Source organism: Roseomonas sp. OT10 (genome assembly GCF_020991085.1).
Lineage (GTDB): Bacteria > Pseudomonadota > Alphaproteobacteria > Acetobacterales > Acetobacteraceae > Roseomonas > Roseomonas cutis.
In genome coordinates, this window is record NZ_CP087719.1 from 511,368 (window position 1) to 523,719 (window position 12,352).

Here is a 12,352-nt window from a genome sequence, read left to right on the forward strand (position 1 = left end):
GGGGATCAGGTGGGGGTCAGGCGGGCACCGCCGCCTCCAGCATCTCGCGGATGCGGTTCGCCAGCTCCTCCATCGCGAAGGGCTTGACCAGGATCTGCATCCCCGGCGGCAGGACCCCGTCCTTGAACAGCGCCGCCTCCGCATAACCCGTGATGAAAAGGACTTTCAGCCCGGGGCGCTGGGTCCGGGCCGCATCCGCCAGTTGCCGGCCGTTCATCCCGCCGGGCATCCCGACATCCGTGATCAGCAGATCCACCTGCGCGGTGGCGCGCAGCAGGCGCAGCGCCTCCGGGCCGTCCGCGGCCGCCAGCGGGGTGCAGCCCAGTTCCGCCAGCACCTCGCCGGCCAGCAGGCGCACCGTGGCCTCGTCGTCCACGATCAGCACCGTGCCCGGCCGCCTGGCGCCGTCGGCCCGGCCCGGCGCCGCCGCGCCGTCCGCCGGTTCCGCCGGCCCGTCGTAGCGCGGCAGGTAGAGGCGGACCGTGGTGCCCTGGCCGACCCGGCTGTCGATCTGCACATGGCCGCCGGACTGCTGCGCGAAGCCGTAGATCATGGACAGGCCCAGCCCCGTCCCCTGTCCCAGCGGCTTGGTGGTGAAGAAGGGGTCGAAGGCCCGTCCCAGCACCTCCGCCGGCATGCCGCAGCCCGTGTCGGCGACGCTCAGCATCACGTACTCGCCGGCCCTGGCCTCGTTCATCCGCCGCGCCGCCGCCTCGTCCAACGTGGCGTTGGCGGTGCGGATGGTCAGGCGGCCACCGTCGGGCATGGCGTCGCGCGCGTTGATGCACAGGTTGAGCAGCGCGTTCTCGATCTGGTGCGGGTCGCACAGCGTCAGCCACAGGGCGCCCGGGCGCTCGACCGTGATCGGGATCGCCGGGCCGATCGTGCTGCGGATCAGCTCCTGCATGCCCTCCACCATCGCGTCCATCCGCGACGGGCGCGCATCCAGCGTCTGCCGTCGGGAGAAGGCGAGGAGGCGATGGGTCAGCGCCGCCGCGCGCTGCGCACCGAGCTGCGCCATGCCGATGTAGCGGCCCATCTCCTCGATCCGGCCCTGCGAGAGGCGGCGCTGGAGCAGGTCCAGGCTGCCGGTAATGCCGGTCAGCATGTTGTTGAAGTCGTGCGCCAGCCCGCCGGTCAGCTGGCCCACCGCCTCCATCTTCTGCGACTGGGCCAGGGCGGCGGCGATGCGGCGGCGCTCCGCCTCCGCCGCCTCCAGGGCCTCGGTCCGCTCCCGCACGCGCAGCTCCAGCTCGGCATTGGCGCGCGCCGCGGCCTCGGCCTGACCGAGCAGGTGGTCGCGGACCTGCCGCTGCCGCTGGCGCGCGCGCAGGGAGGAGCGGACCGCGCTGCGCAGCGCGAGGGCATTCAGCGGCCGCTCCAGGAACAGCACGTTGCCCAGCCGGGCCGGCAGGTTCATCTCCGCCATCATCCGGCGCGCGGCGATGCCGGCCTGGGTCAGCACCACGAAGGGCAGGTCGGACCAGGGCGGCTGGGCGGCGAGCCGCTCCGCCAGGGGCGACAGGTCGGCGCGGAACAGGGCCTCGTCGGCGAGCAGGACCGCGCCCGCCTCCTCCGACACCGCCTCCTGCAGGGCGGCGAGGCTGCGGTGGATGACGGTCCCGATGCCGTCCTGCTCCAGCAGCCGGGACGCGCCCTCCGCGTCCCGGCCGGTCGGCGCCAGGATCAGGACCGGCCCGGCGGGAGGCGCCCGCAGCCGGTCAGGCACCCGGTTCGCGTCCCTGGAGCAGCGGGCCGTCCGTGCCGACCCGGCCCGTATAGGAGGGCGTGCCCGTCAGCACGCCGTGGAAGGCGGTCAGCGGCATGCCGATGCGGACGCCGCCATGGTCGATGCGCAGCTCGCGGATGGTGTCCTCGTGCTCGCCGCCCCGGTTCTTCAGCACGGCGATGGCCTTGCGCACCCGCCCCTCCGTCTCGAAGAAGCGCAGCAGCAGCACGACATCGGAGATGTAGCTGATGTTCAGGTGCGAGATCATGTTGCCCACCAGCCCCTGCTGGACGTTGAGCAGCAACGTCGCGACGCCCTGCTGGTTCAGGTAGGACAGCAGCTCGTGCATCTGCAGGACGAGCTGCTTCTCCTGCGGCATGGCCGCCTCGTAGCCGCTCAGCGAGTCGATGACGACGAGGCGGACCTGCTCCCGCTCCACCTCGCGCCGGATCATCGCCGAGAACTCGCCGGGCGAGATCTCCGCCGGGTCGATCTGGCGCACCAGGAGCAGGCCGCTGTCCATGAAGCCCTGGAGATCCAGCCCCTGCTTGGCCGCGCGCACCACCAGCGTGCCGACCCGCTCGTCGAACTGGTAGAGGACGCTGCGCTCTCCCCGGGCGCAGGCGGCGACGAGGTACTGCAGCGCCAGCGTCGTCTTGCCGGAGCCCGCCGGGCCGGTGATCAGGGTGCAGGTGCCGCGCAGCGGGCCGCCGCCCAGGAGCGCGTCCAGCTCCGGCACCCCGCTCTCCACCGGCTCGCCCACGAAGTCGGCATGGTGCTCGGCGGCGACGAGGCGGGGGAAGACCTCCAGCCCGCCGCGCCGGATGGCCAGGTCGTGGTAGCCGGCACGGAAGTCGGAGCCGCCCAGCTTCTGGACCTGGAGCCGCCGACGGGAGGCGCCGAACTCCAGCGTCAGGCGCTCCAGCGTGACCACCCCGTGGCAGATGCTGTGCAGTTGCAGGTCCTGCTGCCCCCCGCCCCCGGTCAGGTCGTCCAGCAGCAGCACGGTGGTCCGGCGCGAGGCGAAGAACTGCTTGAGGCTGAGGATCTGCCGCCGGTAGCGCAGCGCGTCCTGGGCGAGCAGCCGCATCTCGGACAGGCTGTCGAAGACGACGCGCTGGGGATCGAGGCGCTCGATCTCGTCGGTGATGACCTTCAGCGTCTCGCCCAGCTCCAGCTCCCACGGATGGAGCAGCGTCATCTCGTGGCCGGCGCTGAAGGCCGTCTCGACCGAGTTCAGCTCGAAGACCTCGATGCCCTCCAGGCTCAGCCCGTGCGAGGCGACGACGCCCTTCAGCTCGTCCTCGGTCTCCGAGAGGGTGATGTAGAGGCAACGGTCCCCGATCCTGGCGCCTTCGCCGAGGAACTGGAGCGCCAGGGTCGTCTTGCCGGAGCCGGGCATCCCCTCCACCAGGTACAGCCGGTCCGGGGCCAGCCCGCCCCGGAGCACGTCGTCCAGGCCGGCGACGCCTGTGGAAATCCGGGCCGGCGGGCCGGGCGGGGAGCGGTCAGCGGGCATGCCGGTATCCGTGGATGGGCTGGCAGGAGATCGGCATCCCAACGCCCGGCGCAAGGCATCGTTACGGGGTGCCCGGACATCCGGCAGGGCCCGCCGGTGGCGGCAATGGGCCCGGTGCGGTGCGTCGGGGGGCCCGGATCGACCCCCACCCCCCTGCCCGATCGGCGGTCCGGCGAGCGTTGGCTGGCGACGGCTTGCCCGCCTCCCCCCTCGCGCCTAGGGTCCGGCCCGCTCTTTCCGACCCAACGTCCGGACGTCCGATGACCCTCACCGCCGAGCGGCTCGACCGCATCTCCCCCTCCCAGACGATCGTCATCACGCAGAAGGCCCGCGCGCTGAAGGCGGCCGGGCGTGACGTGATCAGCCTCAGCGTCGGCGAGCCGGATTTCGAGACCCCGCAGAACATCAAGGACGCCGCGATCAAGGCGATCCAGGAGGGCGACACCCGCTACACCGACGTCTCCGGCACCATGGCCCTGCGCAAGGCCGTGGCGGCGAAGTTCGAGCGGGACAACGGCCTGACCTACAAGCCCGAGGAGATCGTCGTCTCCACCGGCGGCAAGCAGGTGATCTTCAACGCCATCCTGGCCACCATCGACGAGGGCGACGAGGCCATCGTCCCCGCCCCCTGCTGGGTCAGCTATCCCGACATCATCGCGCTCGCGGGCGGCAAGCCGGTGATCGTCCCGGCCGGGCAGAACCAGGGCTTCAAGATCACGCCGGAGCAGCTGGAAGCCGCGATCACGCCGAAGACCAAGTGGCTGATCCTGAACAACCCCTCCAACCCGACCGGCGCCGCCTATACGGAGGCGGAGCTGAAGGGTCTGGCCGAGGTGCTGCTGCGCCACCCGCAGGTCTGGGTCTTCAACGACGACATCTACGAGAAGCTGGTCTACGGCGACTTCCGCTTCACCACCATCGCCCAGGTGGAGCCGCGCCTGAAGGACCGCACCGTCACCATGAACGGCTGCTCCAAGGGCTATGCCATGACCGGCTGGCGCATCGGCTTCGCCGGCGCCCCGCTCGCGCTGATCAAGGCGATGGACAAGCTCCAGGGGCAGAGCACCTCCAACACCTCCTCCATCTCCCAGGCCGCCGCCGTCGAGGCGCTGAACGGCCCGCAGGAGAGCGTGGAGACCATGCGCCAGGCCTTCGAGCGCCGCCGCGACCTCGTCGTGCGGCTGCTGAACGAGGCCCCCGGCCTGCGCTGCGCCACGCCGGACGGCGCCTTCTACGTCTTCCCCAGCCTCGCCGGCTGCATCGGCAAGACCACCGCCTCGGGCAAGCTCATCAACACCGACGAGGATTTCGTGACCGCCCTGCTGGAAGACGAGGGCGTCGCCGCCGTGCACGGCTCGGCCTTCATGTTCCCGGGCCACTTCCGCGTCTCCTACGCGACCTCCGACGCGGTGCTGGAGGAGGCCTGCGCGCGCATCAAGCGGTTCTGCGAGGGGCTGAAGTAGAAAGGCAGGCCCGGGGGAGTGACCTCCCCCGGACCCCCTCCCTTTTCCAGGAGTCCGCCAGGGACGAAGGTGCGCGCCTTTGCCACGCAGGCTCCGCCCGCGGGTAGGGCGCAAGTCCCGCAAGGCGTGGACTCGTGAAAGAAGGAGGGGGATTCGGGCTCGCTTCGAGGCAGCGCCTCGAACCCCCGAGACGCGGCGCCTATCGCGGCGGCACCCGCTCGTCATAGCCGCGCGGCCGGTAGGCAGGGTCGAAGCGGCAGGGCTCCGGATAGGCCGCCCGGAACCCTTCGCAACGCGCCGCGATCGCCTCCGGCGTCGGCTTCGCCCCCGTCTCCACCCAGTCCGACAGGGCCGCCAGCAGGGCGGCGTATTGCGGCGTGGCCAGCTTGCTGTGGACGTTCTCGCGCGTGAAGGTCTGCACCAGCGTCCTGGCCGTGCCGGCGGCCTCGCGCACCGCGCGGTAGTGGCTCTCATGCTCGACGAAGGCGGTGGGGTCGTCGATGGCATGCACCGTCAGCGTCGGCAGCGTCGTCCGCCCCGTCATGTCGCTGTCCTCCGCCAGGGCGGCCACCGCCTCCGGATCGGGGACGTAGCGCGGCACGGCGGCGTTCAGCGCCGCGTCGTCCGAGGCGCCGGCATAGCGCACGCGGGCATTGCCGAAGGGGTTCCGCCCGTCCAGCCGCTTCTGCACCAGGTCGCGGTAGAGGAAGGTCGCCCAGGACAGGTGCCCGATCAGCGCGCTCGCGGGGATGGTGGTCACGCGCGTGATGTCGTCCAGCCGGCGCTGCTGCTCCGCGCTGCGCTCCCCTGGCGGGCGGCCGGCGCCGGTGCATTCGTTCACCCGCGCGGCCAGCTCCCGCGACGTCATCCGCGAGTCCGCCGGCAGGCCCATCCACAGGGGGTAGTCCGGCTCCTCCGGGCGCGGATGGTTGTGGCAGGTCGCCTGGTACACGGCGCGCAGATCGGTCCGGTAGTCGTAGCCCCGCGTCCCGCCGGCCAGCACGCCGCTGGTCAGCAGGGCTGCGTCGTAGCGGCCGGGATACAGCTCGATCGCCTTGGCCGCGACGTTCCCGCCCCAGGACTGGCCGTGCAGGAAGGTGCGCCGGGGCGGGCCGAAGCGGTCGACGAAGACCTGCCGCGTCGTCTCGCTGTCCTCGGCCGCCATCCGCACGCCGTAGCCGCCGCGGCGATAGCTGGTGCCGGCCCAGGCATAGCCCTCCGCGACGGTGACGGCGAAGCGTTGCAGGTCCTCGACGCTGGCATCGGCCTCCGGCGCCTCCAGCCGCGGCCCGCCATGGGCATGGACCACCAGCGTGCCGTTCCAGCTCCGCGGGATGGCGATCCAGTAGAAGGAACCGTTGGCGTCCTGTCCCTTGTGGCAGGAGGTGCCCTCCGGCAGGCCGGAGGGGCAGGGCGCGGGGGCGGGCCCCTCGGCCAGCGCGGGCCCGGCCAGGGGGAGGAGCAGGGCGAGCATGCCCAGGGTATGGTTCCCTGGCCGGCGGCGTGAGGCGGCCATGGCGGTCCTCCCGGTTGTGTCCGGCGGTCAGCTTGGCTCCGCTCGGCCCGGCCTCCAAGGGGACTTGGCGCCCTCCCCGATCCTCGGCCGCTCCTATGCGGATACGGAAAGGAAGGAGCGGATCGTGCCGAAGACGCGCTCCGGATCGTCCCCGTGGATGTCGTGGCCGCACCCGTCCAGCCGTTCGAAGTGCAGGAGGCCGGCCGGAATCGCTCTGGCCGTCGCTTCCGCCAGTTCGAGCGGTACGATCGGGTCGTGCTCGCCTGCCATCATCAGCACGGGGCACCGCAGCCGTGCGAGATCCGGCAGGAGGTTGAACCGCCCGTGCTCGTTGCGGGGGCCATTGAAGTGCAGGGCCACCTCCGTCCGCATGACGACCCGGGAGAAGTCCGCGGGCGGCCGGCTCCGCCTGTGTCGGTAGAAGGGCACGCACCGCTTGAAGTAGCGCGCTCGCCCCGCCGCGGTCGGATTCATCCAGTAGCTCTCCGCGATGGCGCTGGCCTCCGGCCCGCCGATGCGAGCGAAGGCAGCGAAGATGGCGGGGAAGTCGATGCGCCCCGCCGTGCTGAGCAGGATAAGCTTGCCCGGATGGTCAGGGTGGCGCGTGGCGTAGGCCTGAGCCACGAAGCCGCCGAAGGACAGGCCGCAGACGATGGGGCGGACAATGCCGAGCGCATCGCAGAGCCCCTTGGTGTCGTCGGCCCATTGCGCGAGGTTCCAGGCGGCCGGGTCGTCACCCTCGCTGCGGCCGTTGCCCCGATGATCGTAGAAGACGACCTGCGCCACGTCGCTCAGCGACGAGAACGCCTCCTTGAAGGCGGTGTGGTCGAAGCCCGGCCCACCATGCAGCATGAGGAGCGTGGGCTTTTCCCGCATCTGGTTGCCATCGGGAACGAGCCCGGCATTCGCGACATCCACGAAGAGCCTGACGCCATTGACTCGGACAAGCATGATCGAATCCCCGGCTCGCGGCAGGCGACATAGGATCAGCGTCCGCCGGCCTCCGGCAAGCGCCCGGTGGGACCGCCCGCCACTCCCGGCGACGCCGCCTCCGGGGCGGCCCGCGAAGGGCGGCTGGTTCCCGCCAGGCGCGTCGCCTGGCCCGGCTTTCGCCGCCGGGCGGGGTTGCCGCCCTCTCTAGGCCGCGGCGCCTCCCGGCGTTATCAACCCTTCGACCCGACCGGAGTGACCATGCCCGCCCTCGCCTCTCGCCTGAAGGACGTCCCCCTCGCCCCGTCCGTCGCCATGTCGATCAAGGCGCGGGAGATGGCGGCGCAGGGCCATCGGGTCATCAGCCTGACCGTCGGCGAGCCCGACTTCGCCACCCCGCCGCATGCCATCGAGGCCGCGCACCGCGCCGCGCTGGAGGGCCAGACCAAGTACCCGCCGCAGGACGGCACGAAGGCGCTGAAGGAGGCGATCCAGCGCAAGCTGAAGCGCGAGAACGGCCTGGACTACGCGCTGAACGAGATCGTGGTCGGCAATGGCGGCAAGCAGGTCATCACCGACGCCTTCCTCGCCACCTGCGACGCGGGGGACGAGGTGCTGATCCCCGCGCCCTGCTGGATCAGCTACGCCATCCAGGCGCGGCTGGCCGGCGCCACCGCCACCTTCGTGAACTGCCCGCAGAACAACGGCTTCAAGCTGCGCCCGGAGGATCTGGAGGCGGCGATCACGCCCCGGACCAAGTGGCTGGTGCTGAACTTCCCGAACAACCCGACCGGCGCCGCCTGCTCCCGCGCGGAGATGCAGGCGCTGGCGGAGGTGCTGCTGCGCCACCCGCAGGTCTGGATCATGTCCGACGACATGTACGAGCACCTCGTCTATGACGGCTTCGAGTTCTGCACCATCGCCGAGGTCGAGCCGCGGCTGAAGGACCGGGTGCTGACGCTCAACGGCGTCTCCAAGACCTATGCGATGACCGGCTGGCGCGTCGGCTACGGCGCCGGCCCCGCGCCGCTGATCAAGGCGATGGTGACGATGCAGGGCAACCTGACCGCCGGCGTCTCCACCGTGGGCCAGGCGGCCGCCGCCGCCGCGCTGGACGGGCCGCAGGAGCTGGTGGCGGAGCGTGCGGCCGACTACCGCCGCCGCCGCGACTACCTGGTGGAGCGGCTGAACGCCATCCCCGGCATCGTCTGTCATAAGCCGGAGGGCGCCTTCTACCTCTTCCCCAACATCGCCGGCTGCCTGGGCCGGACGACGGCCGGCGGGCGGCGGATCGACACGGACACGGACTTCGCCCTGGCCCTGCTGGAGGAGGCGCATGTCGCGACCGTCACCGGCGCGGCCTACATGATGAGCCCCTACCTGCGCCTCTCCTACGCCACGGGCATGGAGAAGCTGGTCGAGGCCTGCGACCGCATCGAGCGCTTCTGCCGGGGGCTTGCGTGAGCGCCGCCGCCGCGCCCGTGGCGATCCGCCCGGGCGCGGATGGCGATGCCGAGGGCTTCATCCGCCTGATCGGCGACGCCTGGGCCGAGTACCCCAACTGCATCCTCGACGTGGACGGGGAGAACCCGGAGCTGCGGGCCCTCGTCACCCATTTCGACAAGGTCGGCGGCGCGGTCTGGACGGCGGAGGCAGGGGGAGAGGTGGTCGGCATGGTCGCCGTCCGCCCGCTCGGCTCGGACGAGGCCTGGGAGATCTGCCGCGTCTACGTCCGTCGCGACCAGCGCGGCACCGGCCTCGCCCACCGGCTGCTGGACCTGGGCGAGCGGCGCGCGCGGGAGGCCGGGGCGCAGCGCTTCGTGCTGTGGACGGACACGCGCTTCGACGCGGCGCATGCCTTCTACGAGAAGCGGGGCTATGTCCGCGCCGGCTCGATCCGCATCCTCGACGACGTCTCGAAGTCGCTGGAGTTCCGCTATGCCAAGCCGGCGCGGGGCCTCGTCGTGGAGGCGCTGGACGCCGCCGCGGCCGCCAGCGCCGAGCGCCGCCTCTCCGCCATCCTGACCGCCTGCGTGGATGCGGGCGCCTCCGTCTCCTACCGGCCGCCCCTGGCGCCGGAGGTCGCGCGGGGCTTCTGGCGCGGCGTCTCCTCGGACGTCGCGATGGGCCGGAAGCTCCTCCTGGCCGCCTGGGACGAGGGTCGGCTCGCCGGCACCGTGCAGCTCGACCTCGCCACGCCCCCGAACCAGCCGCACCGGGCGGAGCTCGCCAAGCTGCTGGTCGATCCCGCCCACCGCCGCCGGGGCATCGGCCGCGCCCTGCTGCGCAAGGCGGAGCAGGCGGCGCATGGGCTCGGGCGGCGCCTCCTCACCCTCGACACCCGCGCGGGCGATGCGGGGGAGGCGCTATACCGCGAGCTGGGCTGGCAGGAGGCCGGGCGCATCCCCGGCTACGCGCTCGACGCGCAGGGCGTGCCGCAGGAGACGGTGTTCTTCTACCGCCGGCTGGACCCGCCGCCCACGCCGCGCGGCTGATCCGGCGGGCGTTGCGGCGGCGACCCGTTTCGCGCCACGATCCGGGTCGGCGCGCCACCCTGGCGTGCCGCCCGCGCGGTGGCCCGGCGCGCCGTCCGCGCGACGGGGCGCCACCGCCCCGGGCCGGCCGCCGGAGGGCATCGCCGCCGTGATCACCCCCGCCTGGTGCCGCATGATGGCGGCCTACAACGCCGAGATGAACCGCCGCTTCTACGCCGCCGCGGCGGGGCTGGAGGATCAGGCGCGGCGCCTGGACCGGGGCGCCTTCTGGGGCTCGATCCACGGCACGCTCAACCACCTGCTCTGGGCGGACACCATGTGGATGAGCCGGCTGGATGGCTGGGACAGGCCGCCGGTCAACCTGCGCGGCTCGGGCGGGCTGATCGAGGACTTCGCCCTTCTGCGCGAGGCGCGCAGGACGGCCGACCTGCGCCTGACCGAATGGGCCGGGCGCGTGGGACAGGAGGTGCTGGAGGGCGACCTGTCCTGGTACAGCGGGGCGATCGAGCGGAACCTGACCCGGCCGGTGGCGATGGTGGTGGCGCATATGTTCAACCACCAGACCCATCACCGCGGACAGGTCCATGCCATGCTGACGGCCGCCGGCACCGCCAGCGGCGACACGGACCTGTTCCTGGTGGTGGAGGGGATGGAGCCGGGCTGACCCCGGCCGGCTCAGGGCCCCGCGGCCGGGCCCATCCCCGGCAGCCCCTCCCGGATGGTACGGGAGAAGTCCGGGCCGATCGTCGCGTCCGGCGCGCGCCGGACCAGGCTCCGCGGCCGCAGTTCCTCGAACGGCAGGCTCGTGTCGAGCAGGCCGAGGCGATAGGCCAGCTCCGGCAGGTGGCCGCTGGCGAGGATGCGCCAGTCGCGCGCGATGCGCGGGGCGATTCCGGGTGCGGCCGCGTTGCCCGCCGCCACCACGTTGGTCGTGCAGTTGTTGGTCAGCGTGTTGTAGAATTCCGGCTGCTGCGACAGCGCCAGGATGCGGCGGAGATAGGCGAGGAACAGGGCGCGGCGCTGCTCCGGCGGCAGTTGCAGCCGGTAGAGATGGACGCGCTCGCGCCGCATGTCCGTCCGCACGCCGATCAGGTCGCGCTCGTCCGCGACGACGAAGATCAGCTCGTAGCGCCGGAAGAAGCCGGCCAGGACGCCATAGGGCTCGCCCCGCTCCCGCCGGGTTTCGACGGAGATGGCGAGATGCTGCCCGTCGCCGAAGCCGAAGGTCAGGAAGATGTGCGCGATGGCGTCGCCCGCCCAGTAGGAGGCGACGAGGTCGACCGAGGTCACCGACGCGATGTCGATGCTGCGCTCCTCCCAGCGCGGCTCCGCCTCCGTCTCGCTGGTCCAGCGGAAGTTGCGCACGTCGTGCAACGTGAGCTGGTCGCCCGCCAGCGACCCGCTGACGCGGCGCGCGTATTCGGGCTCCCAGTCGCGGGTGTCGGAGGGCTCCATCCCGCCCCACCACAGGCCGACGCCGAAGAACAGGGCGGCCGGCACCGCCAGCGCGGCGGGCCGGGGCAGCAGGAGACGCGGCAGCAGGATGCCGGCGGGAAAGGCAAGGGCGAAGCCGATCCGCATCGCCTCCGTGCCCGGCCCGGCATAGCGGATGGCCAGGGCGCACCAGAGCGTGGCCAGCAGCAGCGCGAGCCAGCCCAGGGCACGCCAGAGCCGGCGGCGTCCGCCCGGCGCCGGCCGCTCCGCCGGGACCGTCACGCCGCGCCGGATTCGAGCGGCGCGAGGAAAGGCTCCAGCGCGGCCAGCACCTCCTCCGGCGCCTCCTCGGCCAGGTAGTGGCCCGCATCCACGGGGCCGCCCGTCACCTCCGCGCGGCTGTAGCCGCGCCAGGTGGCGAGGGGGTCGTACCAGCGGCCGACCATCCCCTTGGCCCCCCACAGCGCCAGCAGCGGCATCGTCAGCCGCTCGCCGGCCGCGCGCGAGGCGCGGTCGTGCTCCAGGTCGATGCCGGTGGCGGCGCGGTAGTCCTCGCAGATGGCGGTGACCGTGCCGGGCTCGCGCAGTGCGGCGCGGTAGTCCGCCTCCGCCTCTGGGTGGAAGAAGCCGGGCTCCTTCGGCTCGCGCGAGGTGTGCAGGCTGAACCAGTCGTCCGTGTCGCGCAGGATCATGCGCTCCGGCTTGTCGTGCGGCTGCGCCAGGAAGAACCAGTGATAGTAGCCGAGGGCGAAGGACATGTCCGTGCGCTCGAAATGCGAAAGCGTCGGGATGATGTCCATGGTGCAGAGCCGTTGCACCGCGTCCGGATGATCGAGCGCCAGCCGGTGCGCCACCCGCGCGCCGCGGTCGTGCGAGACGACGCCGAAGCGCGCGAAGCCGAAGCCGCGCATCAGCGCCACCAGGTCGGCGGCCATTTCGCGCTTGGCATAGGCGGCGCTGCCCGGCGCGGCCGGCGGCTTGCTGCTGAAGCCGTAGCCACGCAGGTCGGGGCAGACCACGGTGAAGCGCCGCGCCAGCACGGGGGCGACCCGGTGCCACATGGCATGGGTCTGCGGGTTGCCGTGCAGAAGGAGCAGCGGCGGCCCCTCGCCGCCCCGGCGCAGGCGCAGCGTCTGGCCGTTGGCCGCGCGGTGCTCCAGCGTGAAGCCCTCGAAGAACATGCGCCCTCCCGTTCCGGTCGACGCGCATGCTGCGCCCGCCGGGCCGGGGAGGGAACCGCCGCTGCTGTGCGATGTGGAGCGCGGG

The 12,352-nt window shown here is 72.4% G+C and carries 10 protein-coding genes; 4 read left to right on the forward strand and 6 right to left on the reverse strand.

What is annotated here, in order from left to right; all coding sequences use genetic code 11:
- Window positions 1–16: 16 nt before the first annotated feature.
- Both LPC08_RS02420 and LPC08_RS02425 read right to left on the reverse strand, forming a co-directional pair.
- Complete coding sequence (locus LPC08_RS02420) at window positions 17–1,729, reverse strand: ATP-binding protein (RefSeq protein WP_230451141.1); 1,713 nt, start codon at window positions 1,727–1,729, stop codon at window positions 17–19.
- The gene (locus LPC08_RS02425; protein ID WP_230451142.1) at window positions 1,722–3,248 is read right to left on the reverse strand and encodes an ATPase domain-containing protein; all 1,527 of its coding nucleotides are present in this window, start codon (window positions 3,246–3,248) and stop codon (window positions 1,722–1,724) included. The genes LPC08_RS02420 and LPC08_RS02425 overlap by 8 nt, the downstream gene beginning before the upstream one ends.
- 260 nt (window positions 3,249–3,508) lie before the next feature.
- On the opposite strand from LPC08_RS02425, the gene LPC08_RS02430 reads away from it, so the two are divergent.
- Window positions 3,509–4,711, forward strand: a complete 1,203-nt coding sequence (locus LPC08_RS02430) for a pyridoxal phosphate-dependent aminotransferase (RefSeq protein WP_230451143.1) — start codon at window positions 3,509–3,511, stop codon at window positions 4,709–4,711.
- Window positions 4,712–4,910: 199 nt separating this feature from the next.
- Here LPC08_RS02430 and LPC08_RS02435 read toward each other — a convergent pair whose 3' ends face one another.
- Both LPC08_RS02435 and LPC08_RS02440 read right to left on the reverse strand, forming a co-directional pair.
- Entirely contained in the window at window positions 4,911–6,227 is a 1,317-nt protein-coding gene (locus tag LPC08_RS02435; RefSeq protein WP_230451144.1) for an alpha/beta hydrolase family protein, read from the reverse strand.
- A gap of 93 nt (window positions 6,228–6,320) precedes the next feature.
- Window positions 6,321–7,145, reverse strand: coding sequence for an alpha/beta fold hydrolase (locus LPC08_RS02440; RefSeq protein WP_230451145.1), 825 nt, complete (start codon window positions 7,143–7,145; stop codon window positions 6,321–6,323).
- Window positions 7,146–7,418: 273 nt separating this feature from the next.
- Between LPC08_RS02440 and LPC08_RS02445 the strand changes: the two genes are divergently transcribed.
- The 3 genes from LPC08_RS02445 to LPC08_RS02455 all read left to right on the forward strand — a co-directional run bounded on the left by LPC08_RS02445 (window position 7,419) and on the right by LPC08_RS02455 (window position 10,316).
- The gene (locus LPC08_RS02445; RefSeq protein WP_230451146.1) at window positions 7,419–8,621 is read left to right on the forward strand and encodes a pyridoxal phosphate-dependent aminotransferase; all 1,203 of its coding nucleotides are present in this window, start codon (window positions 7,419–7,421) and stop codon (window positions 8,619–8,621) included.
- Entirely contained in the window at window positions 8,618–9,652 is a 1,035-nt protein-coding gene (locus LPC08_RS02450; RefSeq protein ID WP_230451147.1) for a GNAT family N-acetyltransferase, read from the forward strand. The genes LPC08_RS02445 and LPC08_RS02450 overlap by 4 nt, the downstream gene beginning before the upstream one ends.
- A 148-nt stretch (window positions 9,653–9,800) precedes the next feature.
- Window positions 9,801–10,316, forward strand: coding sequence for a DinB family protein (locus LPC08_RS02455; RefSeq protein ID WP_230451148.1), 516 nt, complete (start codon window positions 9,801–9,803; stop codon window positions 10,314–10,316).
- Between the two features lie 11 nt (window positions 10,317–10,327).
- Here LPC08_RS02455 and LPC08_RS02460 read toward each other — a convergent pair whose 3' ends face one another.
- Both LPC08_RS02460 and LPC08_RS02465 read right to left on the reverse strand, forming a co-directional pair.
- Window positions 10,328–11,368, reverse strand: a complete 1,041-nt coding sequence (locus LPC08_RS02460; RefSeq protein WP_230451149.1) for an Lnb N-terminal periplasmic domain-containing protein — start codon at window positions 11,366–11,368, stop codon at window positions 10,328–10,330.
- A complete protein-coding gene (locus tag LPC08_RS02465; protein WP_230451150.1) occupies window positions 11,365–12,267 on the reverse strand; it encodes an alpha/beta fold hydrolase in 903 nt (300 codons plus the stop codon). The genes LPC08_RS02460 and LPC08_RS02465 overlap by 4 nt, the downstream gene beginning before the upstream one ends.
- Between the last annotated feature and the right edge of the window lie 85 nt (window positions 12,268–12,352).

Excerpts from the sequence above, each read along its gene's own strand:
- LPC08_RS02445 (WP_230451146.1), top strand. The coding sequence starts at position 7,419 with ATGCCCGCCCTCGCCTCTCGCCTGAAGGACGTCCCCCTCGCCCCGTCC.
- LPC08_RS02465 (WP_230451150.1), bottom strand. The coding sequence starts at position 12,267 with ATGTTCTTCGAGGGCTTCACGCTGGAGCACCGCGCGGCCAACGGCCAG.
- LPC08_RS02425 (WP_230451142.1), bottom strand. The coding sequence starts at position 3,248 with ATGCCCGCTGACCGCTCCCCGCCCGGCCCGCCGGCCCGGATTTCCACA.
- LPC08_RS02430 (WP_230451143.1), top strand. The coding sequence starts at position 3,509 with ATGACCCTCACCGCCGAGCGGCTCGACCGCATCTCCCCCTCCCAGACG.
- LPC08_RS02435 (WP_230451144.1), bottom strand. The coding sequence starts at position 6,227 with ATGGCCGCCTCACGCCGCCGGCCAGGGAACCATACCCTGGGCATGCTC.